This is a genomic window from Amycolatopsis nigrescens CSC17Ta-90, from assembly GCF_000384315.1.
GTDB classification, from domain to species: domain Bacteria; phylum Actinomycetota; class Actinomycetes; order Mycobacteriales; family Pseudonocardiaceae; genus Amycolatopsis; species Amycolatopsis nigrescens.
On the sequence record NZ_ARVW01000001.1, the window covers coordinates 4,960,626 to 4,985,049 of the forward strand.

At 69.0% G+C, this 24,424-nt stretch carries 28 protein-coding genes and 1 pseudogene; 16 read left to right on the forward strand and 13 right to left on the reverse strand.

All coding sequences use genetic code 11. The features are described 5' to 3' along the window. The first annotated feature begins 112 nt into the window (after window positions 1-112). Both AMYNI_RS0123610 and AMYNI_RS0123615 read left to right on the forward strand, forming a co-directional pair. Window positions 113-892, forward strand: coding sequence for an SOS response-associated peptidase (locus AMYNI_RS0123610; RefSeq protein WP_020670529.1), 780 nt, complete (start codon window positions 113-115; stop codon window positions 890-892). Next, window positions 892-1,500, forward strand: a complete 609-nt coding sequence (locus tag AMYNI_RS0123615; protein WP_020670530.1) for an alpha/beta hydrolase family protein — start codon at window positions 892-894, stop codon at window positions 1,498-1,500. Before AMYNI_RS0123610 ends, AMYNI_RS0123615 begins: the two co-directional genes overlap by 1 nt. A 74-nt stretch (window positions 1,501-1,574) precedes the next feature. Here AMYNI_RS0123615 and ybaK read toward each other — a convergent pair whose 3' ends face one another. Next, a complete protein-coding gene (gene ybaK / locus AMYNI_RS0123620) occupies window positions 1,575-2,051 on the reverse strand; it encodes a Cys-tRNA(Pro) deacylase (protein ID WP_020670531.1) in 477 nt (158 codons plus the stop codon). Window positions 2,052-2,305: 254 nt separating this feature from the next. Here ybaK and AMYNI_RS0123625 point away from each other — a divergent pair, with 254 nt between their 5' ends. Both AMYNI_RS0123625 and rsrA read left to right on the forward strand, forming a co-directional pair. Beyond that, window positions 2,306-2,971: a sigma-70 family RNA polymerase sigma factor gene (locus AMYNI_RS0123625; protein ID WP_084628442.1), complete on the forward strand. Its 666-nt coding sequence runs from the start codon at window positions 2,306-2,308 to the stop codon at window positions 2,969-2,971. Next, entirely contained in the window at window positions 2,968-3,282 is a 315-nt protein-coding gene (gene rsrA / locus AMYNI_RS0123630) for a mycothiol system anti-sigma-R factor (RefSeq protein WP_020670533.1), read from the forward strand. Before AMYNI_RS0123625 ends, rsrA begins: the two co-directional genes overlap by 4 nt. Window positions 3,283-3,341: 59 nt before the next feature. Here rsrA and AMYNI_RS50800 read toward each other — a convergent pair whose 3' ends face one another. Further along, window positions 3,342-3,416, reverse strand: a complete 75-nt coding sequence (locus tag AMYNI_RS50800) for a 50S ribosomal protein bL37 (protein WP_098515123.1) — start codon at window positions 3,414-3,416, stop codon at window positions 3,342-3,344. 235 nt (window positions 3,417-3,651) lie between these two features. Here AMYNI_RS50800 and AMYNI_RS0123635 point away from each other — a divergent pair, with 235 nt between their 5' ends. Together AMYNI_RS0123635 and AMYNI_RS0123640 are read left to right on the forward strand one after the other, a co-directional pair. Further along, window positions 3,652-3,867 carry a biotin/lipoyl-binding carrier protein gene (locus tag AMYNI_RS0123635; protein WP_020670534.1) on the forward strand — a complete coding sequence of 72 codons (216 nt, stop codon included), beginning with the start codon at window positions 3,652-3,654 and terminating at the stop codon, window positions 3,865-3,867. Between the two features lie 7 nt (window positions 3,868-3,874). Beyond that, window positions 3,875-5,371 carry a sensor histidine kinase gene (locus tag AMYNI_RS0123640; protein ID WP_020670535.1) on the forward strand — a complete coding sequence of 499 codons (1,497 nt, stop codon included), beginning with the start codon at window positions 3,875-3,877 and terminating at the stop codon, window positions 5,369-5,371. Between the two features lie 259 nt (window positions 5,372-5,630). On the opposite strand, the gene AMYNI_RS48300 is transcribed toward AMYNI_RS0123640, so the two are convergent. Together AMYNI_RS48300 and AMYNI_RS0123650 are read right to left on the reverse strand one after the other, a co-directional pair. Continuing rightward, window positions 5,631-5,885, reverse strand: a complete 255-nt coding sequence (locus tag AMYNI_RS48300) for a WhiB family transcriptional regulator (RefSeq protein WP_020670536.1) — start codon at window positions 5,883-5,885, stop codon at window positions 5,631-5,633. A gap of 257 nt (window positions 5,886-6,142) precedes the next feature. Then, window positions 6,143-7,090 carry a diacylglycerol/lipid kinase family protein gene (locus tag AMYNI_RS0123650; RefSeq protein ID WP_026360842.1) on the reverse strand — a complete coding sequence of 316 codons (948 nt, stop codon included), beginning with the start codon at window positions 7,088-7,090 and terminating at the stop codon, window positions 6,143-6,145. Between the two features lie 283 nt (window positions 7,091-7,373). Between AMYNI_RS0123650 and AMYNI_RS0123655 the strand changes: the two genes are divergently transcribed. After that, on the forward strand, window positions 7,374-7,853 hold the full coding sequence (locus AMYNI_RS0123655) for a hypothetical protein (protein WP_020670538.1): 480 nt from the start codon (window positions 7,374-7,376) through the stop codon (window positions 7,851-7,853). 46 nt (window positions 7,854-7,899) lie between these two features. On the opposite strand, the gene AMYNI_RS0123660 is transcribed toward AMYNI_RS0123655, so the two are convergent. Next, the gene (locus tag AMYNI_RS0123660; protein ID WP_026360843.1) at window positions 7,900-8,397 is read right to left on the reverse strand and encodes a GNAT family N-acetyltransferase; all 498 of its coding nucleotides are present in this window, start codon (window positions 8,395-8,397) and stop codon (window positions 7,900-7,902) included. 10 nt (window positions 8,398-8,407) lie between these two features. Beyond that, the gene (locus AMYNI_RS0123665) at window positions 8,408-8,998 is read right to left on the reverse strand and encodes an acid phosphatase (protein ID WP_020670540.1); all 591 of its coding nucleotides are present in this window, start codon (window positions 8,996-8,998) and stop codon (window positions 8,408-8,410) included. A gap of 62 nt (window positions 8,999-9,060) precedes the next feature. On the opposite strand from AMYNI_RS0123665, the gene AMYNI_RS0123670 reads away from it, so the two are divergent. Next, complete coding sequence (locus AMYNI_RS0123670; protein WP_020670541.1) at window positions 9,061-9,531, forward strand: hotdog fold domain-containing protein; 471 nt, start codon at window positions 9,061-9,063, stop codon at window positions 9,529-9,531. Between the two features lie 112 nt (window positions 9,532-9,643). After that, a complete protein-coding gene (locus AMYNI_RS0123675; RefSeq protein WP_020670542.1) occupies window positions 9,644-11,308 on the forward strand; it encodes a GMC oxidoreductase in 1,665 nt (554 codons plus the stop codon). On the opposite strand, the gene AMYNI_RS0123680 is transcribed toward AMYNI_RS0123675, so the two are convergent. Then, window positions 11,284-11,886, reverse strand: coding sequence for a dTDP-4-dehydrorhamnose 3,5-epimerase family protein (locus tag AMYNI_RS0123680; RefSeq protein ID WP_020670543.1), 603 nt, complete (start codon window positions 11,884-11,886; stop codon window positions 11,284-11,286). The genes AMYNI_RS0123675 and AMYNI_RS0123680 overlap by 25 nt on opposite strands. 375 nt (window positions 11,887-12,261) lie before the next feature. Between AMYNI_RS0123680 and AMYNI_RS0123685 the strand changes: the two genes are divergently transcribed. Next, entirely contained in the window at window positions 12,262-13,455 is a 1,194-nt protein-coding gene (locus tag AMYNI_RS0123685; RefSeq protein WP_020670544.1) for an NAD(P)-dependent malic enzyme, read from the forward strand. Between the two features lie 91 nt (window positions 13,456-13,546). Here the strand turns inward: AMYNI_RS0123685 and AMYNI_RS0123690 are convergent, their stop codons facing one another. Next, entirely contained in the window at window positions 13,547-14,998 is a 1,452-nt protein-coding gene (locus tag AMYNI_RS0123690) for a bis-aminopropyl spermidine synthase family protein (RefSeq protein WP_020670545.1), read from the reverse strand. 83 nt (window positions 14,999-15,081) lie between these two features. Between AMYNI_RS0123690 and AMYNI_RS0123695 the strand changes: the two genes are divergently transcribed. From AMYNI_RS0123695 to AMYNI_RS0123715, 5 genes are all read left to right on the forward strand, one after another. Beyond that, a complete protein-coding gene (locus AMYNI_RS0123695) occupies window positions 15,082-16,182 on the forward strand; it encodes an ABC transporter ATP-binding protein (RefSeq protein ID WP_020670546.1) in 1,101 nt (366 codons plus the stop codon). Next, on the forward strand, window positions 16,175-16,873 hold the full coding sequence (locus AMYNI_RS0123700; protein ID WP_020670547.1) for an ABC transporter permease: 699 nt from the start codon (window positions 16,175-16,177) through the stop codon (window positions 16,871-16,873). The genes AMYNI_RS0123695 and AMYNI_RS0123700 overlap by 8 nt, the downstream gene beginning before the upstream one ends. Further along, the gene (locus AMYNI_RS0123705; protein ID WP_020670548.1) at window positions 16,863-17,570 is read left to right on the forward strand and encodes an ABC transporter permease; all 708 of its coding nucleotides are present in this window, start codon (window positions 16,863-16,865) and stop codon (window positions 17,568-17,570) included. The genes AMYNI_RS0123700 and AMYNI_RS0123705 overlap by 11 nt, the downstream gene beginning before the upstream one ends. Continuing rightward, entirely contained in the window at window positions 17,567-18,457 is an 891-nt protein-coding gene (locus AMYNI_RS0123710) for an ABC transporter substrate-binding protein (protein ID WP_020670549.1), read from the forward strand. Before AMYNI_RS0123705 ends, AMYNI_RS0123710 begins: the two co-directional genes overlap by 4 nt. 324 nt (window positions 18,458-18,781) lie before the next feature. Next, complete coding sequence (locus AMYNI_RS0123715) at window positions 18,782-20,302, forward strand: S8 family peptidase (RefSeq protein ID WP_020670550.1); 1,521 nt, start codon at window positions 18,782-18,784, stop codon at window positions 20,300-20,302. Window positions 20,303-20,369: 67 nt separating this feature from the next. Here AMYNI_RS0123715 and AMYNI_RS0123720 read toward each other — a convergent pair whose 3' ends face one another. The 4 genes from AMYNI_RS0123720 to AMYNI_RS45235 all read right to left on the reverse strand — a co-directional run bounded on the left by AMYNI_RS0123720 (window position 20,370) and on the right by AMYNI_RS45235 (window position 23,639). Beyond that, entirely contained in the window at window positions 20,370-21,113 is a 744-nt protein-coding gene (locus AMYNI_RS0123720; RefSeq protein WP_020670551.1) for an ESX secretion-associated protein EspG, read from the reverse strand. Between the two features lie 24 nt (window positions 21,114-21,137). After that, window positions 21,138-22,478 (reverse strand): hypothetical protein, encoded by a 1,341-nt coding sequence (locus AMYNI_RS0123725; RefSeq protein ID WP_157357460.1) that lies wholly within the window; start codon window positions 22,476-22,478, stop codon window positions 21,138-21,140. 67 nt (window positions 22,479-22,545) lie between these two features. Then, the gene (locus tag AMYNI_RS48305) at window positions 22,546-23,181 is read right to left on the reverse strand and encodes a DUF3558 domain-containing protein (protein ID WP_245573987.1); all 636 of its coding nucleotides are present in this window, start codon (window positions 23,179-23,181) and stop codon (window positions 22,546-22,548) included. Then, complete coding sequence (locus tag AMYNI_RS45235; protein WP_157357461.1) at window positions 23,178-23,639, reverse strand: hypothetical protein; 462 nt, start codon at window positions 23,637-23,639, stop codon at window positions 23,178-23,180. The genes AMYNI_RS48305 and AMYNI_RS45235 overlap by 4 nt, the downstream gene beginning before the upstream one ends. Window positions 23,640-23,944: 305 nt before the next feature. Between AMYNI_RS45235 and AMYNI_RS47400 the strand changes: the two genes are divergently transcribed. Continuing rightward, a complete protein-coding gene (locus AMYNI_RS47400) occupies window positions 23,945-24,268 on the forward strand; it encodes a hypothetical protein (RefSeq protein ID WP_020670554.1) in 324 nt (107 codons plus the stop codon). Window positions 24,269-24,318: 50 nt separating this feature from the next. Here AMYNI_RS47400 and AMYNI_RS50555 read toward each other — a convergent pair. Then, window positions 24,319-24,411: pseudogene (locus AMYNI_RS50555) on the reverse strand (DUF397 domain-containing protein); the annotation flags it as partial. Between the last annotated feature and the right edge of the window lie 13 nt (window positions 24,412-24,424).

Consider the following 24,424-nt stretch of genomic DNA (forward strand, 5'->3'; position numbering starts at 1 on the left):
CCACTTCCCTCCGTGCGAGCTCCTGTGCCCGATGATCCCCCATGTCACTCGCCACGCGTGCGTCGACCGTGTCACGATGGCGGCCGAACCGGTTTCGCGAAGGAGGTTGGCGATGTGCGGCCGCTATGCCGCCACGAAGGATCCCGCCACTTTGATGCAGGAGTTCGACGCCTACTACGGCACTGAGGTCGAAGAGTGCGCGGCGGACTACAACGTGGCGCCGACCAAGAACGTGCTGACCGTGGTGCAACGCCATCCTCGCGACGAGGAGGGCAAGGTGCTCGAGGACGAGCCCGCCGTCCGCGGTCTGCGCGTGATGCGCTGGGGGCTGGTGCCGTTCTGGGCGAAGGACCAGTCGGTGGGCAACAAGATGATCAACACCCGCGCGGAGACCGCCGCCGAGAAGCCGTCCTTCCGAAAGGCGCTGTCGCGCCGCCGCTGCCTGGTACCGGCGGACGGCTGGTTCGAGTGGCGCCGCAACGGCAAGGAGAAGGAACCCTTCTTCATGACCGGTCCGGACTCGGCTTCGCTGGCCTTCGGCGGTATCTGGGAGACCTGGCGTGACCCGAAGGCCGCCGACCCGGAACGCTCCTCCCCGCTGATCACCTTCTCCATCCTGACCACCGACGCGATCGGCAGGCTGACCGACGTGCACCACCGGATGCCGCTGCTGATGCCGAAGGAGCGCTGGGACGGCTGGCTGAACCCGGACGTCACCGAGGTGGGTGAGCTGCTCGCGCCGCCGCCGCTGGACCTGGTGGACTCGCTCGAGCTGCGGCCGGTGTCGAGCAAGGTGAACAATGTCCGCAACAACGGAGCGGCACTGCTGGAGCGGGTGGAGGTGGAGCAGGCGGACCTGGACGAGGGGGCTTTGTTCGAACTGCCACGGTGATGACCCGGATCGAGATCGATACCCCGCACGGCCCGGCACGGGCCGAACTGCACTGCGCGGAAGAGGGCGTCGCCGCCCTGCTGCTCGGACACGGCGCCGGTGGCGGGATCCTGTCGAAGGATCTGGTCGCGGCCACCAGGGCGGCGCAGGCCGCCGGGGTGCACGTCGCACTGGTCGAGCAGCCGTACCGGGTCGCCGGCCGCCGGGCACCGGCACCGGCAAGGCAGCTCGACGAGGCGTGGCTGGCCGTGGTCGACGAGCTCGCAGACCGGTTCGACGGCCTGCCGCTGGTCTTCGGCGGCCGCTCCTCCGGTGCCAGGGTGGCCTGCCGGACCGCCGGCGGCGGGCAGGCCGCGGCCGTGCTCTGCCTGGCGTTCCCCGAGCATCCGCCGGGTAAACCGGAGAAGAGCCGGCAGGCGGAGTTGGACGGGGTCGAGGTGCCCACGCTGGTCGTGCAGGGGGAGCGGGACCCGTTCGGCCGCCCGCGGGCCGGGCCGCACCACGAGGTGGTGATGCTGGCGGGTACGCACAGCTTGGACGCCGACCTCGATGGCCTTTCCCGCACGGTCGGCGAATGGCTCGGCCGCGTCCTCCGCCCGCTCACCTGACCTGAACGAGCCCAACGTGACGTTTGGCTCGTTCTATTGGCCAAACGTCACATTGGGCTTGAACGAATCGCGGCTCAGGCCCGGATGGGGGCGACGACGGCGCCGGTCAGGCGGATCAGGTCGGCGGGGGCGAGTTCCACCTCCAGGCCGCGTCGGCCGGCCGAGCAGTACACGCTGTCGAAGGCTTGCGCGGCCGCGTCCACCACCACCGGCAGCCTGCTGCGCTGGCCCAGCGGCGAGATACCGCCCAGCACGTAGCCGGTGGCGCGCTGGGCCGCGGCGACCTCCGCCATCCTGGCCTTCTTGCCGCCGACCGCGGCGGCCAGCGCCTTCAGGTCGAGCTGCCCGGTCACCGGTACCACGCCGACGGTCAGTTTTCCGTCCACATCGGCCACCAGCGTCTTGAACACCCTGGCCGGGTCTAGGCCGAGCACGTCGGCGGCCTCGGTGCCGTAGGACTCCGCGCGCGGATCGTGCTGATACGTGTGCAGTGTGTGGGCGACCTGCTGCTTAGCCAGCAGCGCGGTCGCCGGCGTTCCCTTCCCGGCCATGCCGGGGAGCCTACGGTGAGCGGACGCACAACCCGGCGAAGCGGTCCGTCCGGGGCAGGGCCGGGAATGCGCCCGCGCTGGTCTGCGTTCCACTGAACGTGTCGACCCAGCTTGCGAACCTCACCAGCCGCCCGCAGCGTCGGCCCGCACGTCCGGCTCAGCCCGGCACCGTGGGCCGAGTGACCCTTCCACGCGTAAACTCGGCCGAGTCGTATGCGCGCCCGCGCATCGACCGGAAGTGGGAAGGGAACGGTTTGCCGAGCACGCAAGAGCCCGCGGTGACACCGGCCGTGTCCGACGAGGTGACGGCGGCCACCGAGCAGGAGCAGGCCGACGCGCGCGCCGAACGCTTCGAGCGGGACGCGATGCCGTTGCTCGACCAGCTCTATTCGGCGGCCATGCGGATGACCCGCAACCCGGCCGACGCCGAGGACCTGGTCCAGGAGACCTATCTCAAGGCGTACAACGCGTTCGCGTCCTTCAAGGAGGGCACGAACCTCAAGGCCTGGATGTACCGGATCCTGACCAACACCTACATCAACGGCTACCGCAAGCGCCAGCGCCAGCCGATCCAGCAGCCCACCGAGGAGATCTCCGACTGGCAGATCGCCAAGGCGGAGAGCCACACGTCGAGCGGGTTGCGCTCGGCCGAGGTGGAGGCGATGGACAAGCTGCCGGACACCGACGTCAAGGCGGCGTTGCAGCAGCTGCCGGAGGAGTTCCGGCTCGCGGTCTACCTTGCCGATGTCGAAGGATTCGCCTACAAGGAAATCGCTGAGATCATGGACACGCCGATCGGTACAGTCATGTCCCGTCTGCACCGTGGCCGCGGCCAGCTGCGCGAGCTGCTGGCCGACGTGGCCAGGGAGCGCGGCTTCATCCGCGGCACCAAGGCCAAGCAGGAGGTGGCGGGCCGATGAACGGCTGCGGCGACTCCGACAAGGTCAACTGCGACGACGCGCTGGCCGAGATCTATCTCCTGCTGGACAAGGAGTGCAGTCCGGAGCACGAGGCGGAGCTGCGCAAGCACATCGAGGACTGCCCGCCCTGCCTCGAGGAGTACGGCATCGACGAGCAGCTCAAGCAGCTGCTGGCGCGCAAGTGCGGCGGTGAGCACGCCCCCGCCGACCTGAAGAGCAGGCTCCGCGCGTCGATCCGCAAGACGGTGGAGCAGCGCGGCGGGGTCACGGTGGAGCACACCGAGATCAGCATCGAGCAACGCACCGAATAGCACCGAAGACACAAAAAAGGGCCCGGCACCATTCGTGCCGGGCCCTTTTTTGTGTCTTTTCAGGCGTTGGGCTTCTTGCCGTGGTTCGCGCCGTTCTTCTTGCGGTCGCGGCGCTTGCGAGCTCGCTTCGACATGGCTGCTCCTTCGAGTCGGGGTGGCCCATCCGGTACCCGGAGTTGCGGCGCTGGTGCGCCAGCGGGGCCTGGTCAGCCCATCCAGTGTGTCACGCCCGCCCGGCGCCCCGAGGACCCTGGTCGTCCCGGTCCTCCGGACGGGGCGTGCCGGGCGGCGCCGGCTCTGGTTGGATTGACCCGGTGGCCGGACCCGTCGTGACCGGCGCTCGCATCGCCACCTGGAGAGGAACCACCGATGACCGAGGAGATCCGGGCCGAAATCGTCGCCAACGTGATGAAGGTCGTCGCCGCCGAGGGTACGGCCCTGAGCAGCGGGGACACCGTGGTGATCCTCGAGTCCATGAAGATGGAGATCCCGGTGCTCGCCGAGTCCGCGGGCAAGCTCTCCCGGCTCGCCGTGCACGAAGGCGACGTCGTGCAGGAGGGTGACCTGCTCGCGGTGGTCGAGTAGGGGTCCCGTGTCCACCCTCGCCGATCTGCTGGCCGAGAACACCGGGCTCTCCGGGGAGGCCGCCGACCACCTGCAGACCGTGGTCGCCGAGTGGCAGCTGCTGGCCGACCTCTCCTTCGCCGACTTCCTGCTGTGGGCACCGGTGGCCGAGGGGCTCCATCCCGACGGCGGTGACTTCGTCTGCGTGGCGCAGGCCCGCCCGACCACCGCGCCGACCGCGCATCCCGAGGACGTGGTCGGCACCAGGTTCACCGTGGACGAGCATCCGCAGCTCGCCAAGGCGATCCGTGAGGTGAAGATCTGCCGCGAAGAGGACCCGCACTGGTACCGCGACCTGCCGATGCGCCGGGAAGCGATCCCGGTGACCTTCGACGGGACGGTGATCGCGGTGCTGAGCCGCGAGACCAACCTGGCCGCGCCGCGGGTGCCGAGCCCGCTGGAGATCGCCTATCTCGGCAGCGCCGGCGACCTGTGCCAGATGATCGCGGACGGCAGCTTCCCCAGCCCCGGGTCGCTCACCGACGTGCACACCAGCCCGCGGGTGGGTGATGGGCTGATCCGGCTCGACCCGGCGGGCTCGGTGGTCTTCGCCAGCCCCAACGGCCTGTCCGCCTATCACCGGATGGGGCACGAGTCCGATCTGGTCGGCACCAGGCTGGCCCCGCTGACCAGATCGCTGATCCGCGACCCGTTCGACGCCACCGAGGTCGCACACCGGATCCTGGACGCGCTGGACGGCAAACCGGGCAGCAGGGCCGAAGCCGACTCGCGGCGGGGTGCGGTGGTGCTCTACCGCGCGCTGCCGCTGCGCCCGGCCGGTCAGGCCGCCGGTGCGCTGGTGCTGGTCCGCGATGTCACCGAGGTCAAGCGGCGTGACCGTGCGCTGCTGTCGAAGGACGCGACCATCCGCGAGATCCACCACCGGGTGAAGAACAACCTGCAGACCGTCGCCGCCCTGTTGCGCCTGCAGTCCAGGCGGACGGCCAGCGACGAGGCACGGCAGGCGCTGGAGGAGTCGGTGCGCCGGGTCGCGTCGATCGCGATGGTGCACGAAGCGCTGTCGGTGTCCGTGGACGAACGGGTCGATCTCGACCAGCTCCTCGACAACGTGCTGCCGATGGTCGGCGAGGTGGCCACCGCCGAGTCGCATGTGAGCTTCTCGCGCACCGGTTCGTTCGGGGTTGTGGTCGCGGAGATCGCCACGCCGCTGGTGATGGTGCTGGCCGAACTGGTGCAGAACGCGGTCGGGCACGCCTTCCCGGACGGGAGGCCGGGCAAGGTGGAGATCTCGGTGGAACGTTCCGCGCGCTGGCTGGACGTGCTGATCCGGGACAACGGGCGCGGCCTGCCGTCCGGGTTCTCGCTGGAACGCGCGGACGGGCTCGGGCTGCAGATCGTCCGCACCCTGGTCGAGTCGGAGCTGCGCGGATCGCTTTCGCTGCGCGGCCCGCGCGCCGGCGGCACCGAGGCCGCATTGCGCATTCCGCTCAGCCGGCGGCTTTAGCTAAATCTTTCAATTCCTAGAAAGATTCTTTCCGCGCCAAAAAGGGATACGGACGTTCGAAGGCCGGCACCACTGAGGTGGGCCGGCCTTCAAACGATATGACGGGGCGATGGCCCCGAACGGCGCTATGGCGACCCGGGAGAGGTCGCCTTCGCCGTGGTTGTTAAGCTCAAGCAGCATCGGTATTGCCTTGACCTGCGCGGACGTGTCGTCACGGACGCGCGGCCGGAGTGCCGAGCTGCTTGTTGGTGCTGTTCGATCAGGCGTTGCTACGCGTGCCGATGTGAGCGCGACGGCGCTTGAGGGCGCGACGCTCGTCTTCGCTCATACCGCCCCACACGCCGGCGTCCTGTCCGCTGGCCAGTGCCCAGGCCAGGCAGTCAGAAGCGACGGTACAGCGGTGGCACACGGCTTTCGCCTGAGCAACCTGCGACAGAGCCGGACCGCTTGTTCCTACGGGGAAGAACAGCTCGGGGTCCTCGTCTCGGCAGGCCGCGTCATGGCGCCAGTCCATCTCTGTGAGCTCCTTCTAAGGGCGCAACACGTTGCGCCACAGTCGTCATGGCGGTCGTTTTTTGGGGTGCTTGTGAATGCTTTCACGAAGCACGACTTTCGACAAGGGTTTTCCCAAGATCGGTGAGTCAGCTCACCCGGCCGAGCGACCCTTCTGACCTGCGGTTTCGCTCCGAAACGACCTTCCGGTGGGAAGGACGATGCGGTGAGCGGATGTTCCTCGTCGACGAGCGGCAAGTTGGACTTTGCCGCAGGCGATCAGCTGAGTGCCCCATCGGCGACCAATACGGTCAATGCGTCCGGCACGCTGAGGAACTCCACCCTGGTCCGCTGGCCGACCAGGTCTCCGTCCACCTGAAAGTTTACCGGTTCAGCGGCTTCCACGCGCACGATCCGCAGGTCGTCGTGACGAAGCAGACGCCGCCCGCGCTGTTCACCCTTTTTGCTTAGTGCCTGGCGCACGTGCCGGAACACCGTCGGCAGGCCGAGCCCGCGCAGCGCGTACAGGCCGAGCCCGGTTTCGAACGAGCAGCCGTTGTTCAGGTGCACCGGGCGGTCGCCGAGGTAGCTCCACGGATCGGTGTTGGAGATGAAGGTGGTGCGCACCTCGGCCGGCTCTTCGCCGGGCACCCGCACGGTCATCGTCGGACGGCCGAGCGGCGGCCGCAGATGGCTGCGCACGGCCGCCCGGAGGTAGAGGCCGGGGCTGGTCTGCTTGCCGCGGCGGCGGCCCACCCAGGCGACCACGTCGGCGTCCCAGCCGAGGCCGGCGTTGAAGGTGAACCAGAGCCCGTCCGCGAGGCCGAGCCCGACCTGCCTGGCGGCGCCGTGCTCCATCGCATGCAGCAGCTGGTGGGTGGCCTCGACCGGATCACCGGCGATGCCGAGGGCGCGGGCGAAGACGTTCGCGGAGCCGCCGGGGACGACGCCCAGCGCGGTGGCCGAGCCGGTCACCCCGTCCCTGGCGTGGTCCCGGTCCGCGAGCAGGCCGTTGACCACCTCGTTGACGGTGCCGTCGCCGCCGTGCGCGACTACCAGGTCGATCCCGTCGCGCGCCGCGGACTTGGCCACCGCCATCGCATGGCCGCGGTAGCCGGTCTCGACGACATCGAGCTTCGCCTGGCTGGCCAGCGCGTGCGCGAGCACGTCCCGGCCACCCGGCGTGGTCGAGGTGGCCTGCGGGTTGACGACGAGTACTGCGCGCACCACCGCAGGGTAGGTGACGCGAATGCCCATCGGCCCCGCTCTGCGAACCTCGTCACGATGTCTGCGAACCCTGAACCCAGCTGTGCCGGCCGACCTCCAGTCCGTCGCGAAACTTCCGCCTCGTCGTGACAAGTGCACCCGGGACGACCGCCCGCTCGCCGACGACACCTCAGATCTTGACCCCTTGCCCGGCCGGACGAAAACGGCCGACCGGGTGGCATACCATCGGAACTGTTCACGCACCGTCATCCGTGCCCCTGACCTGCTGCCGGAAGGTCCTCCAGTGCCGTTCGCAGACAAAATTTCACCCGCCCCGCGCGAGGTCCGGCTGGCCGGCGCGTTCACCGCGCTGCCCGGTGTCACCGCAGTGGTACTGGCGGTGGTCTTGGTGGTCGAGGAGCTCGGCCGGGACGTTCCGTCGCCGGTCAACGTCTACGCCGAGGCCGGGGTCTACCTGGTGCTCGCGGCCGGCACCCTGGCCTGCGCGGTCGGCCTGCTGATGGGCAAGCTGTGGGCCCGTTCCCCGGCGGTCGTGGTGTCCCTGCTGGTGATCGGCGTTGGCTGGTACAGCACCGGGCCGTCGTCGCGGCCCAGTTTCGGCGTCCCGATCATCCTGCTCGGCCTGGTCGTGCTGGTGCTGCTGTTCCGCCGCCCGTCCAGGGCGTGGGCGCTCGGCATGGAGGACGGCGAGACCGAGGAGGAGGCCGCCGAGCGCGGTGGCGCCGCCGGCCGGCAGGCCCGCCGCGAGCGAGAGGGCAAATAGCCGGCTTTTCGCCCTCTCGCCGGTCAACGAAAGGGCAAATAGTCGGCTATTTGCCGGTGTGCTGGGGGTGGTTCGCGAGTGCGCGCAGTGGCTCGTCGGTGAGGCGGTACATCGTCCACTCGTCCAACGGCACGGCGCCGAGGGCCTTGTAGAACTCGGTCGCCGGGTTCCAGTCCAGGACGGACCACTCCAGCCGCTGGTAGCCCAGTCGCACGCATTCGCCGGCCAGCTCGGCCAGTAGCGCCTTGCCGAGGCCGGAGCCGCGAAGCCCCGGGCGCACGTAGAGGTCTTCCAGGTAGATCCCGTGCACGCCGCGCCAGGTGGAGAAGTTCAGGAACCACAGCGAGCAGCCGACGACCTCACCGTCCACTTCGGCCACGTGCCCGTACAGCGCCGGTGCCTCGCCGAACAGCGCGGAGTGCAGCTGCGCGGCTTCGAGATGGCATTCCTGTGGTGCCCGCTCGAATTCGGCGAGCTCGTGCACTAGGCCGACGACCGCGTCCACATCGGACTCCCGGACGCGGCGGATTCTGCTGTCGGGCAAGGAGAACTCCCTAGGAAGGTACGTTGAGGTGCTTGATCTGCGGGGTGCCGCGCTCGTCCCCGAGTTCGGTCGCCCCGGCCGGATCCAGTCCGAAGTGGACGCCGTAGACGGCGGGCAGGCCGAGCCAGCGGGTCACCAGCACCCGGCTGAAGTGCCCGTGCCCGACCAGGATCACGTCGCGGTCGGCGAGCGTTTCGCGGACACCGGCGAGCAGCCGGTCCGCCCTGGCGGCCACCTGCTCCGCGCTCTCTCCGCCGGGCGCCGGATGGGACCAGATGGTCCAGCCGGGCACGGTCTCGCGGATCTCCTCGGTGGTGATGCCCTCGTAGTCGCCGTAGTCCCACTCGGCCAGTTCTTCGGTCACCTCGTCCACCGCGAGTCCGGCCAGCTCGGCGGTGGCCAGCGCCCGCCGCCGGGGGCTGGCCAGCACCCGTGCCGGCGCGGTTACCGGCCCGTCGCGCAGCTTCTCGAGGGTCTTGCCGGTCGCCCGCGCCTGCTCCTCGCCGGTCGGGGTGAGCGGGATGTCCGTGCGCCCGGTGTGCCTGCCGTTGACCGACCACTCGGTCTGCCCGTGCCGGATGAGATAGAGCCGATGATCCACGTTGCGAATATAACCTCCCGTCTGCTTAGCTACTCGCGAGTAGGAAGTTGGGAGGGTGTGGGATGGCCGATAGTCCGACGTTCGCGATGTGGCGCAGGCTGGCCGGGCGACCCGGTGGGCGGCGGCTGTTCTCGGCGGCGATGTGCCTGCGGGTGCCGTACTTCCGCACCGTGCTGCCGTCCGTGCGCGAGCTCCGGCCGGGGTACTGCGAGGTGACCGCGCCGAAGTGGTGGGGTGTGCACAACCACATCGGCACCTTCCACGCGATCGCCGCCTGCAACCTGGCCGAGATCGCGATGGGCATGCTGGCCGAGGCGACCGTGCCCGCCACGCACCGCTGGCTGCCGAAGGGCATGACCGTCGAGTACACGGCCAAGGCGGAAACCGGGCTGCGGGCCGTCGCGGAACTGCCGGAGATTCCCGAGTTCGGTGCCGACGGCGTCGAACTCCCGGTGCCGTTCATCATTTCCGACACACACGGCAAACCCGTGGTAACCGGCACCATCGCGATCTGGGTGACGCGCAAGAAGTAGCGAATGCGTGGTTGCGGGATGCCCCCAGGCGGGTGAAATAAACACCGTTTACCCTGGTGGCGTGAAAGGGGCTCGTGCTCGCCCTTGTCAGCCTGGAGAATGGCGGTGAAGTATGCCGGACATGGTGTCCCCTTTATCCCGCCGGCGTTTTCTCGGCCTGGCCGCGCTCAACTCCGCCGCCGCGCTCGGCCTCACCGCCATCTCGGTTGACAGCGCGTCGGCGGCGGACCGGCGGGACGAGCCGCCGTTGCCCGAGTTCTCGCCAGCCGTGGTGATCGGCACCGGCTACGGCGCCGCCGCCACCGCGCTGCGCCTCGGCGAGGCCGGCATCCCGACGGTGATGCTGGAGATGGGCAGACTCTGGAACACCCCCGGTGACGACGGGAACGTGTTCTGCAACATGCTCAAGCCGGACCAGCGGTCCATGTGGTTCAAGAAGCGGACCGAAGCGCCGCTGGCCAGCTTTCTCTGGCTGGACCTCGCCAACCACACCATCCGGCCGCACGCCGGGGTGCTCGACCGGGTGCACTTCGGCGACATGTCGGTCTACGTCGGCCGCGGGGTCGGCGGCGGCTCGCTGGTCAACGGCGCGATGGCGGTCACCCCGCGCCGGGACTACTTCGAGGAAATCCTGCCCGCGGTGGACGCGGCCGAGATGTACGGCCGGTACTTCCCGCTGGCCAACGCCACGCTCGGGGTCAACCAGGTGGACCCGGCCTGGTTCGAGCGGTGCCGGTCCTACGGCTACGCCAGGGTGTCGCGCAAGGCGGCGGAAAAGGCCGGGTTCCGAACCACGTTCGTGCCGAGCGTGTACGACTTCGACTACCTGGCGCGCGAGGAAGAGGGCAAGGTGCCGCGCTCGGCACTCGGCTCCGAGGTGATCTACGGCAACAACCACGGCAAGCGCTCGCTGGACCGGACCTACCTCGCCGCCGCGCTGGGCACCGGCAGGGTGAGCATCCGGACCCTGCACGAGGCGAGGCGGATCATCCGCCAGCCCGACGGCACGTACACCCTGGTCGTGCGGCAGATCGACGCGGCCGGCACGGTGCTGGCCACCAGGCACATCAGCACCAGGTACCTGTTCCTCGGCGCGGGCAGCCTCGGCTCCACCGAACTGCTGCTGCGGGCCAGGGAGACCGGCGTGCTGCCGGACCTCAACGACGAGGTCGGCCGCGGCTGGGGCACCAACGGGAACGTGATGCTCGGCAGGGCGAACCACATCTGGGACACCACCGGCACCCTGCAGTCCGGCATGCCGGCGCTGGGCATCGACAACTGGTCCGACCCGGTGCACCCGGTGTTCGCCGAGATCGCGCCGGTGCCGGCCGGCCTGGAGACCTGGGCCAGCCTCTACCTGGCGATCACCAAGAACGCCGAACGCGGGCACTTCAGCTACGACGCGATCACCGACTCCGCGCGGCTGCACTGGGACGTGGCGCAGGGCCAGCCCTCCATCGACGCGACCAAGGCGCTGTTCGACAAGGTCAACCGGGCCAGCGGCACGATCTACCGGTACGACCTGTTCGGCGACACCAGGGCGTTCGAGAACCGGTTCACCTACCACCCGCTCGGTGGCCTGGTGCTCGGCAAGGCCACCGACGGCTACGGCCGGGTGCACGGCGCGCCGAACCTCTACGTCACCGACGGCTCGCTGATCCCGGGCAGCACCGGGGTCAACCCGTTCGTCACCATCACCGCACTGGCCGAACGCAATATCGAACGGGTCATCGCCGAGGACATCCGCCCAGCTCAGGCGCCGCGCAGTCGGGCGTAGTGGGCAAGGCACTCCTGGTAGTCGGGCAGTGCGCCGTTCGTCTCCGCTTCGGCCAAGGTCGGCGCGGCGAGGTCCTTTTCGGACAAGACGGGCGTGATGCCGGCCGGCCACGGCAGACCGAGCGCCGGGTCGGACGGGTTGATGCCGTGCTCGCCACCCGGGTTGTAGCCCTGGGAGCACAGGTAGATCGCGACCGTGTTGTCCTCCAGCGCGATGAACCCGTGGCCCAGCCCCTCGGCGACGTAGACCGCCCGGTACTCGGCGGAGTCCAGCTGGACCGTGTCCCAGCGGCCGTAGGTCGGTGAGCCGACCCGCAGGTCCACCACCACGTCGAGCAGGCTGCCCTGCGGGCAGTAGATGTACTTCGCCTGACCCGGCGGAGTGTCCGCGTAGTGCACTCCGCGAATCGCTCCGCGCCTGGAGACGCTGTGGTTCGTCTGTGCGACGCGCAGGCTGAAACCGAGCGTCTCGGCGAAGACCTGCTCCTGGTAGGGCGCGGTGAAACTGCCCCGATTGTCGGGGAACGTGCGCGGGACGAATTCATAGGCGTCGCGCACCGCGAGTTCGCGAACATGCATGAAGGCACCTTATCCAGGCTCATGAACGACTTCCCAAGCCGGACGGCCGTTTTGAGAAGTCCCCGTTGAGCTGGGAAAAGGTCCCAAATTTGTGAGTTCAACCGCACCGATGACTCGCAACAGGCACCGGGCCTGTCACACTGGACGGACCGCCGCGTCCGCGGCCATCGCCTTACCAGGGGCGCCGATGGCCGATGGGACGCCTCGCCGACAGGCCGGCGCTACCGCGCTGGGCTGCCGTGCTGGAGGAGACCTGCCAGGCCGCGCCCCGCGACCTTGGCGCCCCCGCTCGCCGCAGCCCCGGGAGAAATCTTGACGTACGCAAGTATTGAAACCGAACCCTCGACACCCTCGACACCGATGACAGGAAGCGGAATGAACGACCAGGTCAGCACCGACGCCCCCGCCCATACCAGGCCGGTGACCGACGAAGAGATCTTCGCCGGTCACCAGGGCGGGAAGTTGTCCGTCGCCGCGGCCAGGCCGATCAACGACCTGCGCGACCTGTCCATCGCCTACACCCCGGGGGTGGCCAAGGTCAGCCGCGCGATCGCCGAGGACGCCGCGCTGGCCAAGCCCTACACCTGGGCCGACCGGCTGGTCGTGGTGGTCAGCGACGGCACCGCGGTGCTCGGCCTCGGCGACATCGGCGCCAGCGCCTCGCTGCCGGTGATGGAGGGCAAGTCGGTGCTGTTCAAGACCTTCGGCGGGCTGGACTCCATCCCGCTGGTGCTGGACACCACCGATGTGGACGAGATCGTGGAGACGCTGGTGCGGCTCCGGCCGTCGTTCGGCGCGGTCAACCTCGAGGACATCTCGGCTCCGCGCTGCTTCGAGCTCGAGGACAAGCTGAAGGAAGCGCTGGACTGCCCGGTCATGCACGACGACCAGCACGGCACCGCGATCGTCACGCTGGCCGCGCTGCGCGGCGCGAACCTGGTGCTGGACCGGGATATCGCCGGTGAGCGGGTGGTCATCTCCGGGGCGGGCGCGGCCGGTGTCGCCTGCGCGAAGATCCTGCAGGCGGCCGGGGCCGCGGACGTCACGATGCTGGATTCCAAGGGCATCATCCACCAGGGCCGGGACGGGCTGAACCCGATCAAGCAGCAGCTCGCGGCGACCACCAACGCGGCGGGCCTGCGCGGCGGGCTGGCCGAGGCGCTGCGCGGCGCGGACGTGTTCGTCGGGCTGTCCGGGGCGACCATCGACCCCACCCTGCTCGCGGACATGGCGGACGAGTCGATCGTGTTCGCACTGTCCAATCCGGACCCCGAGGTGCATCCGGAGGTGGCGGCCAAGTACGCGTCGATCGTGGCCACCGGGCGCAGCGACTTCCCGAACCAGATCAACAACGTGCTCGCGTTCCCCGGCGTCTTCCGCGGCGCGCTGGACGCCGGTGCGCGGTCGATCACGGAGAACATGAAGCTGGCCGCCGCCGAGGCGATCGTCTCGGTGGCCGCGGATGATCTCGGCCCGGACCGGATCGTGCCGAGCGCACTCGACCCGCGGGTCGGCCCCGAGGTCGCGGCCGCGGTCGCCAAGGCCGCCACCGCCGACGGCGTCGCCTGACCTTCACCGCGTACGAGCCCAACGTGACGTTTGGCCAATAGATCGAGCCGAACGTCACGTTGGGCTCGTTTCGGTTGGGGCAAAAAGCCGGCTATTTGCCGAGGATGGCTGCGATGCGGTGGCGGGGCAGGTCGATCAGCCGGTGCGCGGACAGGCCGGGGGCGTGCCGCTCGATGTGGGCGCGGGCGTCGTTCTTGGTCATCGCGCCGTCCGACGAGCTGATCAGCGCCTCGCGCCAGACGTTGCCCAGCTTGCCGTGCGCCTTGGTGAGCAGCGGGTTCGCTTCGCCGACGGGTACCGCGTCGGCGACGACCACGGCGTGTGTGTTGTCCGGTGTGCTGCGGAGTAGCCGAAGTGCGTATTTCTCGCGAAGCAGGCCGGTGAGTTCGGCCTGCGCCCGAGCGTCCGCCAGGTCGGGATGCGAGTTCGGCAGCAGCACGGCGACCCTGGGGGCGTTCGCCGCGAGCAGGACCCGCAGCAGCCAAGGCCCCGGATCGGCGGTCAGGTCGATCGCCACCGGACCCTTCGTCGAAATCGGTGCCGACCAGTCCGCGGCCCTGGTTTCCGCGCCCGTACCGGCGATTTCGCGCAGGCTGTCCAGCAGGGTCGCCGGAGTACCGCCGGCTTCCACCGACTGCGGCCCGTGCGTGTAGATCCCGGTCTTGCCCTTTTTGGTCTTGCGAGCTTGTGCGGTCGGCTGGCAGACGTACAGATCGGCCGCGCTGCCGATCGCCTGCGCGCCGAAGTACCGGTGGAAGTCCGGCAGAATGGCTTCGAAGGTGAGGCCGAGCAGGGCGAGCTCGCGCTGCGCCTGCGCGCCCAGCGCGGGATGTCGGGGGCTGTACCCGTAGGCGAGCAGCAGCCTGCCCTCGCTCACCGGATCGGCCAGCGCCTGCACCCCGCGCGACGCGAACAGCCCGATGCCCTCCGGGGTGTACGGCGGATCGCTGAACACCAACTCGGCGCCGGCGAGCACGGCGGGCGGCAGACCGACCCGCAGGTCCGCGTGCAGGGTGGTGACCGCGCCGCCGGAAAGCCGGTCGACGTACTCCAGCACGCGCTCGTCCAGGTCGACCACGGTCAGCCGCGCGTCCGGCCGCAGTGCGTGCACCGCCAGTGAAGTGAGGTCGTGGTCGCCGAGGAACAGCGTCCTGGCCCTGGCGAGGTCGTAGTTCCCGGCCAGCCACAAGGCCCGGCGCAGCACCGTTTCCGGGGTCGCCTGCACGTGGTCGAGCGCGGCCAGCGGGGGCGGCACCCGCTCGATCAGCCCGCTGATGGTGGCCAGCAGTTCCGAGTCGGTTTCCGAAGCGTCGGATTCCTGGTACCCGGCATAGTTCGCGACGGCAGTCGGCCTGAGGCGCACCGACCGCTGGTCGCGTTCCAGATCGTCGCCGAGCGCCTCGAGCAGCTCCTCCACGGTCCGCCGCGGGGCCGCGGTGGCGCGCACCAGCTCGTCGAACGGCTGCCAGCCGCGGCAGAGCAGGGTGATGGCCGATCGCAGCCGCTGGTGGTGGATGCCGAAGACCTCGTCGACTGGTTTCATCGCGGCCAGCCTAAACACTGGAAATCCGTGCCAATGTCGGGGATGTGGGCTACGGTTTTTTGATCCGAGATGGGGAGTGACGCGTGGCAATCGAGTTCCAGAGCGTGACCAAGCGCTACCCGGACGGCACGGTCGCGGTCGACGACCTGAGCCTGACCGTGCAGGACGGCACGATCACCGTGTTCGTCGGCCCGTCCGGCTGCGGCAAGACGACCTCGCTCCGGATGATCAACCGGATGGTAGAGCCGACCGCGGGCACCGTGCTGCTGGACGGCAAGGACATCCGGGAATCCGATCCGGCCCTGCTGCGCCGCGGGATCGGCTACGTGATCCAGCACGCCGGCCTGTTTCCACATAGGACCGTGCTGAACAACGTGGCCACCGTGCCGCTGCTTTCCGGCTGGGACAAGACCAAGGCGCGCAAGCGTGCCGCGGAGCTGCTGGAGACGGTCGGCCTGCCGGCCGGGCTCGGCAAGCGTTACCCGGCACAGCTTTCCGGCGGCCAGCAGCAGCGGGTCGGGGTGGCCAGGGCGCTCGCCGCGGACTCGCCGGTGCTGCTGATGGACGAGCCGTTCTCCGCGGTGGACCCGATCGTCCGCGAGGAGCTGCAGGACGAGCTGCTTCGGCTGCAGTCCCAGCTGGGCAAGACGATCGTGTTCGTCACGCACGACATCGACGAGGCGGTGCGGCTCGGGGACAAGATCGCGGTGATGCGGGTGGGTGGGAAGCTCGCCCAGTACGGCACCCCGTCAGAGGTGCTGCGCAACCCGGTGGACGATTTCGTCGCCTCCTTCGTCGGCAAGGACCGCGGCTACCGCGGCCTGTCCTTCCTTTCCGCGGAAGGAGTGGAGGTCGGCGAGGTCACCAGGATCGAGGTCGGCGCCACGGTCTCGGGACCGACCCAGGGCTGGCTGCTCGCGGTCGCGCCGACCGGCGAGCCGCGCGGCTGGCTGCCACCGGGGTCCACTGTGGACGATAAGATCACGGAAACCGACCTGCTCGCCGGCGGCTCGCTCTACCAGGAGGGCGCGCCGATCCGCGGCGCGCTGGACGCGGCACTGTCCTCACCGGCCAGCCTCGGCGTGGTGGTCGACGGCGAGGGCAAGGTGACCGGCGTGGTCACCGCACGGCAGGTGCTCGACGTGATCGAGCGGCAGCCGCGGGCATCGGCCGGCCATGAGTGACTTCTTCGGCGAGCTCGGCCGCTACCTCGGCAGCGCCAACAATCGCCAGGAGATCCTGACCGACCTGCTCGACCACATCTATCTCGCGCTGCTGCCGCTGGTGCTCGGCATCGTGCTGGCGATCGGGGCCGGCTGGCTCGGCCAGCGCTGGCAACCCGTGCGCAGCGTGCTGCTGGTGGTGTCGAACCTGCTGTACACGATTCCGTCACTGGCCTTGTTCGTGGTCATCCCCGGCATCATCGGGTCGAAGATCCTGGACAGCGTGAACGTGATCGTGGCGCTCACCATCTACACCACCGCGCTGCTGGTCCGGCCGGTGCTGGACGCGCTGGACGCGGTGCCGCCGCACGTCATCGCCGCCGCCACGGCGGTCGGTTACCGCCCGGCCCGCCGGTTCCTCGGGGTGGAGCTGCCGCTTTCGGTACCGGTGCTCGCGGCCGGCGTCCGGGTGGCGTCGGTGAGCAACATCAGCCTGGTCAGCGTGGGTGCGCTGATCGGCACCGGCGGTCTCGGCGTGCTGTTCACCGACGGCTTCCAGCGGGAGTACTTCTCGCCGATCGTGGTCGGCATCGTGCTCACCCTGGTGCTGGCGCTGATCGCCGACCTGCTCCTGGTGCTGCTGCGCAACCTGCTGACACCGTGGGAGCGCGCGGGCCGCAAACCGGCGGAGGTGTCTTCCGATGCTCACTGATCTCTGGAACTGGTTCGCCGACCCGGCGCACTGGCAGGGCGAGGACGGGGTGCCGAACCGGCTGGCCGAGCACCTCGGCTACACCATGCTCGCGCTGGCCATTGCGTTGGTGATCGCGGTGCCGCTCGGCCTGTTCGTCGGGCACACCGGCCGTGGCGGGGTGGCGCTGGTGAGCGTGGGCAACGCGATCCGCGCGCTGCCCACCCTCGGCCTGGTCACCTTCCTGTTCCTGCTGTTCACCGAGAGCGGGACGGCCACCGTGATCGGGCTGGTGGTGCTGGCCGTGCCGCCGATCCTGGCCGGCACCTACGCCGGGCTGCAGGCCACCGACCACGGGGTGGTCGACGCGGCCGAAGGGGTCGGCATGACCGGCTGGCAGCGGCTCTGGCAGGTCGAGGTGCCGATTTCGCTACCGCTCGTGCTCGGCGGCATCCGCAACGCGGTGCTTCAGCTGGTGGCCACCGCGGCCGTCGCCGCCTACGTCGGCCTCGGCGGGCTCGGCCGGTTCCTGCTGGACGGACTGGCCATTTTGGACTATTCCGAGGTGGTCGCGGGCGCGATCCTCACCGCGCTGCTGGCCATCGTGCTGGACCTGATCTTCGCCGCCCTGCAACGGGCCGTGGTGCCGAGGGGTGTGCGGCTGGCCGCGGCCGCGGCGTCCGGCAAGAAGGTCACCGTCGGGGGAGAGACCGCATGAAGCGCAAGCTGACCGCCCTGCTGGCCGCGCTGGCGTTGCTGGGCACCGCCTGCGGCAACCCGCTGGAGGGTGGAGCCGAGGGCGGGCCGACCGGCGAGATCATCATCGGCTCCTCGGATGTCGGGGAAAGCCTGCTGCTGGCGCAGATCTACGCCGGCGCGCTGCGCAAGGCCGGCGCGGAGAACGTCACCGTGCGTCCCCCGGTGGGCGGCCGCGAGGTGGTGGTCAAGGCGCTGCAGGACAAGTCGCTGTCCGTGGTGCCGGACTACAGCGGAAACCTGTTGCGCTACTTCGATAAGAACACCGAGGCGACCACGCCCGCGGACGTCTACGCGCAGCTGACGCGGAACCTTCCGGAGCGCTTCGAGGTGCTGGACCAGTCACCGGCCGAGGACAAGGACCTACTGGTGGTGCGCAAGGAACTGGCCGACTCCGGGGTGCGCACCTTCTCCGACCTCGGCGCGCGTTGCAAGGACCTGGTGTTCGGCGGGCCGGGGCAGTGGAGCGACCGGTGGAAGGACAAGATCAAGAACCTGTACGGCTGCGAGTTCAGGCAGATCAAGACCACCGATACCGGCGGTCCGGTGACCGTGGCCGCGTTGCGGGCCAACGAGATCCAGGTCGCCGATCTGTTCAGCACCTCGTCCTCGATCGCGGCGAACGGGTTCGTGCCGCTGGTGGACGACAAGCAGATGTTCCCGGCGCAGAACATCGTGCCGCTGGTGGCCAAGGGCACCCTGTCCGAAGCCGAGGAGCAGGCGCTGAACCGGGTTTCCTCGTCGCTGACCACCGAGAAGCTGACCGAGCTGAACGTCGAGTTCACCGAGGAGAAGCGCAACCCGATGGACATCGCCGAGGATTTTCTCCGCTCCACTAACGACCGCTGACCTGGGGTTTCCGCTACTTTCGGCGGCGGCCATTCGAGTGGTCTGCGGGCTGTGGCGAATGGAGGCTTCCGCCCGGACGGTCACCATGAGTTCGGGTAACCGAATTTTCGTCTGACCAACAGGCGCAACGCGCACCGGTATTTCCGCCCGTTCGGCCGCATTCCGGTATGACGAACGGGGCCCGCCCGATTTCCCTGTGGTTGAGCGGATCTACCGTTACGGCTGCCCGCGACTTACCCTCAGCGCAGCTTTCCGGTGACTCTTTCGCTGCTGGCATGGAGGAATGAAATCGTGCGGAAACCTCGGAGAAACAAGAACAGATCGATGGCCGGTCTCGGCGTGGCCGCGGCGGTGGCAGCACTGACCACCCTTGGCGGCGTCGGCACGGCGTCGGCGGAGGGCACCGTGCTCGGTGCCGGGCAGCCCGGCGCCATCAAGGACAGTTACATAGTCGCGCTGAAGGACGGTGCCACCGCCGACCAGGTCACCGGCCGTTCCGGTGGAGTGGTGCAGCGGGTGTTCTCGGCCGCCCTGCACGGCTACTCGGCGAAGATGACCGAGTCGCAGGCGCGCCGGGTGGCCGCAGATCCCGCGGTGGCCTACGTGGAGCAGAACGGTGTGCTGCGGGCCAGCACCGACCAGCTGAACCCGCCGTCCTGGGGGCAGGACCGGGTGGACCAGCGTGACCTTCCGCTGGACAGCAAGTACAGCTACAACAGCACGGCGTCGAATGTGACCGCGTACATCATCGACACCGGCATCCTCACCACGCACACCGATTTCGGCGGCAGGGCGTCCTCCGGCTACGACTTCGTGGACAACGACTCGAACGCGACCGACTGCAACGGCCACGGCACGCATGTGGCCGGCACTGTCGGCGGCACCGCGCACGGCCTCGCCAAGGAGGCCAAGCTGGTCGCCGTGCGCGTGCTCGACTGCGGTGGCTCCGGCAGCTACGAGGGCGTGATCGCCGGTATTGACTGGGTCACCCAGAACGCGGCCAAGCCTGCGGTGGCGAACATGAGCCTCGGCGGCGGCGCCTCCACCGCGGTGGACAACGCGGTGCGGCGCTCGATCACGGCCGGGATCACCTACGGCCTCGCGGCGGGCAACGACAACGGCGCCAGCGCCTGCAACTCGTCGCCGGCGAGGACCCAGGAGGCGATCACGGTCGCGTCGACGACGAACACCGACGCACGTTCCAGCTTCTCGAACATCGGGACCTGTGTGGACATTTTCGCGCCGGGCAGCAGCATCAAGTCGGCGTGGATCGGCGGCAACAGCGCCACCAACACGATCAGCGGCACGTCGATGGCGACTCCGCACGTGGTCGGTGCGGCGGCGCTGTACCTGGCCGCGAACCCGTCCGCGACGCCGCAGCAGGTCCGCGACGCGCTGGTGAACAACGGCACCAAGAACAAGGTGACCAACCCCGGCAGCGGCTCGCCGAACGTGCTGCTCTACACCGGAACCGCGGGCAACGAGCCGGAGCCGACGCCGTGCGGCACGGTCAGCAACGCCGGTGTGCTGCCCATCCCGGACGCGGGCGAAGCGGTGACCAGCGGCGTGACCGTGGCCGGCTGTGCCCGCAGTGCCTCGGCCACCACCAAGGCCGAGGTGCACATCAAGCACACCTACCGCGGCGACCTGGTGATCGACCTGGTCGCGCCGGACGGCACCGCATACCGGCTGCAGAACGCCAGCAGCGATTCGGCGGACAATGTGGACACCACCTATGAGGTGAACGCGTCCGGCGAGGCAGCCAACGGCACCTGGCTGCTGAAGGTGCAGGACGTCTACCGCGTGGACACCGGCAGCCTCACCAGCTGGTCCCTTACCGTCTGACTTCGTCCGTGAAGGGCACCTTGCCTACCTTCAAGGTAGGGAAGGTGCCCTTCACGACGTGTGCGGTTCAGGCGAGCGAGTGCAGTTTCTCCAGCAGGTTCTGCCGCGAGCCGGGCAGGCAGTGGATGGTCGCCGGCGCGCCGGGGCGCTCGGTCTGGAAGGTCAGCACCCGGCCGCGGCCGGTGAGGTCCAGCACCGTCAGCGGCGCGCTGCGCCGGTCGCCGGTGGCGGCGTAGAACTGGTGCGAGCCGGAGCGCTTTGCCGACATCAGGTTGCGGATCTGCTCGGCCGGGTCCGGGCGGCCGTACCCCGTCGGCTGGTTGAAGTCGAAGGTCTCGGACCGCTTCCGCTGCGGTGAGTAGCTCGACTTCTCGATGGTGACCGGGTTGAACGCGGCGGGCGGGAAGCCGGGCAGTGCGTCCACAAGGGACTCGGCGGCGCGGTCCGGCGGGATCGGGTCGATCCGGAGCACCTTGTCGTCGCGCAGCAGCCGGGCCGCCTGCTGTTCGTGCACGGAGACCAGGATGCCACCGGTCTCGCCGGTCTCGATGTTGCCGGCCCAGCCGGTGAACCGGCGGCCGCCCTTGGCCAGCACGGCGATGGTGTCGCGGAACTCCCTGGTCAGCATCCCGCCCGCGGCGAGGCCGAGGTTGGTGAGCACGTCCAGCACCTTGTCCTCGAGCTGCCGCTTGGTCTCCGGCTGCAGGTACAGGTCGTTCATGCCGATGACCGCGGGCGGTCGGCCGTGGCCTTCCCATTCCCAGGCGGTCAGGAAGGCGAGCTTCGGTACCAGGATCGTTCGCTGATGCACTGCGGTGTCCCTTGCGTCTGGCGGCTATTCGCCGATGACCGGCGGCACGGTCTTCTCGTCGGAACCGAAGACGCTGTCCGGGTCGGCTTCGGTGAGGTACGACGCGCGCTGGTGCTCCTCGTCGTCGCCGCCCTGGCCCTTGCCGGCTCCACCGCCCATACCGCCCATGCCGCTCATGCCACCGGCGCCACGGCCACCGGCCGCACCGGCCGCAGCCGCTCCACCCGGGCCGGCGCCACCGGGACCGCCGAGCATGCCAGCGCCGGTCGCCCGGCCCGCGCCACTGAGGCCGCTGCCGGAGCCACTGCCCCCGCCGGCCCCACCGGCCGGGATGCCGCCGCCGCTGCCGCCTGGCCCGAAGCCCCCGGCGCCGAACGCCCCGATCCCACCGGAGCCGCCGGGCCCGAACCCGCCGGTGCCGACGTTGGTGCCACCCGGCCCGAACGTGCTGGGCTGATACCCCGGGTAGTTCGGGTTGCTCCCCGGCGGCGTCCAGCCCGCCGAGCGGGTCTGGTCGTTGTGCAGCCCGGTTCCGATCCCGGTGCCGACCGTCTGCGGGTCCTGCGGCCGGTCGAGCCCGACCGGGATCTGCGGCTTCGATGTCTGCTGTCCCGGCTGGTCGCCCCGCTGGTTCACCGAGATCGGCGTCTGCGGCTTCTTCCCGCCGATCTCCGGCGGCGGCTGGTGCGGCGGCGGCTTCGGTGGCGGCGGCTCGACCTTGTCGTCGATCTTGAAGTCGCTCACACCGCCCTCGCCGAGCTGCCCGTAGTCGATCGTCATCCGGGGCTGGTTCGTGCTGGTCTGCTGGGCGTAGGTGTTGTAGCGCTCGAGGTTCTCGTTGACCTTCTGGTTGCGCTCGTTGATCTTGTCCTCGGTGTCGGTGTCCCAGGGCGTCGCCGAGTCCCAGAAGTCCTTCTCCGGCGCCTCGTTGCTGACGTCGGTGTGCATCGCCCCTTTGAGCGTGTTGAACTGGTCGATCTGCTCCTGCACGATGCCCGAGTTGCTTTTCAGCGTCGCCGACGCCGAAGCCGCCGTGGTCGCCAGCGGCTCGATCTGCTGCCTCGCCACGTCCGCCGACTTACCCGTCCACGCCGACTCGAGGTCGGTCATCATCTGCCGACTGTCCGCCTCGATCGTGGCCTGCTCGTCGGTCTGCGCGACGCCCACGTCCTTGGCCCGCTGCAGCGTGCCGGTGCCCGGGCCCTCTTGGATCTGTTTCACCAGGTCACCAGGACCGACGCCGCCCTTGTGAAGTTCGCCTTCGCCGCCCCCGAAGAGGTTTCCGACCAGACCGCCGACCAGTCCACCGACCGGCCCGGCGATCATCGTGCCGATCCCTGCCGGGCTGGTGACCACGTCCTCCAAGACGCCAACCGCACCGCTGACAGTCTTTTTGACCCCTTCGCCGAGGTCCTCCAGCCATCCCCACATGTCAGGCCCTGCCCTTGATGTTCGTCAGCACTCGATCAGCTACATCTCGACCAGCGGTACAGGGGTCGACTCCCTTGTTGCGTGCGCCGTCGCCGAGGGTCATGGCCACTGAGAAGGCAAGGTCGTCACTGATGCCGACTACGACCTGACAGCCGCTTGCGCGACTGCCTTCCGCGCCCGCGGGCAGGTAGCCAACGGCCGGATAACCTTGGATGGCGGCCAGTTCTTCCCAGCGCGCAGCCCTGGGTTTGACGTTCTGGTAGGCCGGGCCCAAGCCACCCTTGGCCTTGATTTGGTAAAAGACCGTGAAGCCGGCTCCGCTTCCCTGGGCATCTGACCAATAACACTTGGGGCCTAGCTCGTTTTCTCCCGGTTGGCCCGCCGCTGATGTCCCGATGAACTCGTTGACGTCCGCGGCGGTGAGCGCTGTGTCGCAAGGTGCGCCGTTGAGTACCGTTGCCGGCAGTGGTTCTTTGACCTTCGGCGCGCCGTTTGCCGGTGCGCTGTTGCTGGGAGTGCTCGCGGTGCCCGTAGTTTCAGGAATAGGCGTTCCGCCCACGTTCCCTTCCGAACATCCGGTGAGCACGGTGCCGACTAATGCGAGGCCCACCACGATCGGCGTGCGGTAGCGGGTCACGAGTACTTCCCTCCGGCCTTTTGGGCGTCGTTGGCTGCCTGATGATCGGACTCGGTGACGATGCCGAGTGCCGAGCTGAGTTTTTCGATCAACTGGGTGTAGCGGTTGTATTGCACTTGAAGGTGACCGAGGTAGAACTCGCCAACCTGGTTTGCTCCGCCTGGGCCCGTGGTGAATTGTGTGCTGGCTTGGTCATTCCCTGGCGGCTGGCTTTGCGCGATTGCCCAAGCGTCCTGCTGTTGGCGCTGTATCAGGTCGCGGGTGGTCTTGGCCTTGGTGAGCATGGCGGTCATCTCGTCGCGGCTCATGGCGAAGCCGCCATCGCCGCCGCCGGGTGCGCCACCGCCGCCGGCGGCGCCGGCTACCGAGCCTGCGGCCTTGCCGATGGACTGCGCGCTGTCGGAGACGAAGAAACCAATGCCATCGAGGAAGCTGGTCCCGTCATCGATCGGCTTCATGGTCGACATCTCGCCCTTACCCCCGTATGTCACGGCCAATGCAACGTACTGAGGATAGTAGGTCGATCATCCGCAGGGGGTGCGATTGGGAGAACTGCACCCCAGTTGAGGTGCGAGGCCGGCATGACGGTCGGTGATTCGGACATATCCGGCGCTGCTGCTGAGAGTTGAGGGGGCGCGTGGGCATGGCGGTTGTCATGTGACTTAGGGGCGAGGACTCACGGAAGATAGTGGAATGGTCACATACTGAAGGTGTAAGACGAAAGTCTGTGCCGGGGTGCGGGAAGGGCTGGCAATCTGGGGGTATGGGTGACGGGTACGGGGACCAGTTGCGGAGGGCAGCGGCGGCTGCGCTGGACCTGGAGGAGCGGCAGGTCAGGCTGGCGGAGACGCTGGAGCAGCTGGCCGGTCTCGGGGTGGAGGTCGGGTCGATCCGGGACCAGGCCGAGCGGGGAAAGCGTTTCATGCAGCAGCTTGGCGCGATTCATGCGGCGCAAGCGCTTGCGTATGACGCATTGATGGCGGCCGGCGGGCCGGAGAACTCGCGGGCGTATGTGGAGTACGAGGCGGCGACGAAGCGTAATACCGAACTGCTGCCGAGAGGGCTGGAGATCGAAGGCGCTTGGTGACGGGGGCTAGGCCGGTCCGGTCAGTTGCGGGCCTTGGTGAGGAAGGTGCGTCACTGGGCGGGGGTGAAGGCGAGGCTGCCGGCGGGGCGGTTCTTGGTGTCGCAGACGTGAACCGTGGTGGGGGTTCGGGCGACTTCGACGCAGTTGCCTGCGGCT

Excerpts from the sequence above, each read along its gene's own strand:
- AMYNI_RS0123680 (WP_020670543.1), bottom strand. The coding sequence starts at position 11,886 with ATGCATGTTCGCGAACTCGCGGTGCGCGACGCCTATGAATTCGTCCCG.
- AMYNI_RS47400 (WP_020670554.1), top strand. The coding sequence starts at position 23,945 with ATGGGTGACGGGTACGGGGACCAGTTGCGGAGGGCAGCGGCGGCTGCG.
- AMYNI_RS0123710 (WP_020670549.1), top strand. The coding sequence starts at position 17,567 with ATGAAGCGCAAGCTGACCGCCCTGCTGGCCGCGCTGGCGTTGCTGGGC.
- rsrA (WP_020670533.1), top strand. The coding sequence starts at position 2,968 with ATGAACGGCTGCGGCGACTCCGACAAGGTCAACTGCGACGACGCGCTG.
- AMYNI_RS0123685 (WP_020670544.1), top strand. The coding sequence starts at position 12,262 with ATGAACGACCAGGTCAGCACCGACGCCCCCGCCCATACCAGGCCGGTG.
- AMYNI_RS0123670 (WP_020670541.1), top strand. The coding sequence starts at position 9,061 with ATGGCCGATAGTCCGACGTTCGCGATGTGGCGCAGGCTGGCCGGGCGA.
- AMYNI_RS45235 (WP_157357461.1), bottom strand. The coding sequence starts at position 23,639 with ATGAAGCCGATCGATGACGGGACCAGCTTCCTCGATGGCATTGGTTTC.
- AMYNI_RS0123705 (WP_020670548.1), top strand. The coding sequence starts at position 16,863 with ATGCTCACTGATCTCTGGAACTGGTTCGCCGACCCGGCGCACTGGCAG.
- AMYNI_RS0123700 (WP_020670547.1), top strand. The coding sequence starts at position 16,175 with ATGAGTGACTTCTTCGGCGAGCTCGGCCGCTACCTCGGCAGCGCCAAC.
- AMYNI_RS0123715 (WP_020670550.1), top strand. The coding sequence starts at position 18,782 with ATGGCCGGTCTCGGCGTGGCCGCGGCGGTGGCAGCACTGACCACCCTT.
- ybaK (WP_020670531.1), bottom strand. The coding sequence starts at position 2,051 with ATGGCCGGGAAGGGAACGCCGGCGACCGCGCTGCTGGCTAAGCAGCAG.
- AMYNI_RS0123675 (WP_020670542.1), top strand. The coding sequence starts at position 9,644 with ATGCCGGACATGGTGTCCCCTTTATCCCGCCGGCGTTTTCTCGGCCTG.
- AMYNI_RS0123610 (WP_020670529.1), top strand. The coding sequence starts at position 113 with ATGTGCGGCCGCTATGCCGCCACGAAGGATCCCGCCACTTTGATGCAG.
- AMYNI_RS0123635 (WP_020670534.1), top strand. The coding sequence starts at position 3,652 with ATGACCGAGGAGATCCGGGCCGAAATCGTCGCCAACGTGATGAAGGTC.
- AMYNI_RS0123690 (WP_020670545.1), bottom strand. The coding sequence starts at position 14,998 with ATGAAACCAGTCGACGAGGTCTTCGGCATCCACCACCAGCGGCTGCGA.
- AMYNI_RS48300 (WP_020670536.1), bottom strand. The coding sequence starts at position 5,885 with ATGGACTGGCGCCATGACGCGGCCTGCCGAGACGAGGACCCCGAGCTG.
- AMYNI_RS0123615 (WP_020670530.1), top strand. The coding sequence starts at position 892 with ATGACCCGGATCGAGATCGATACCCCGCACGGCCCGGCACGGGCCGAA.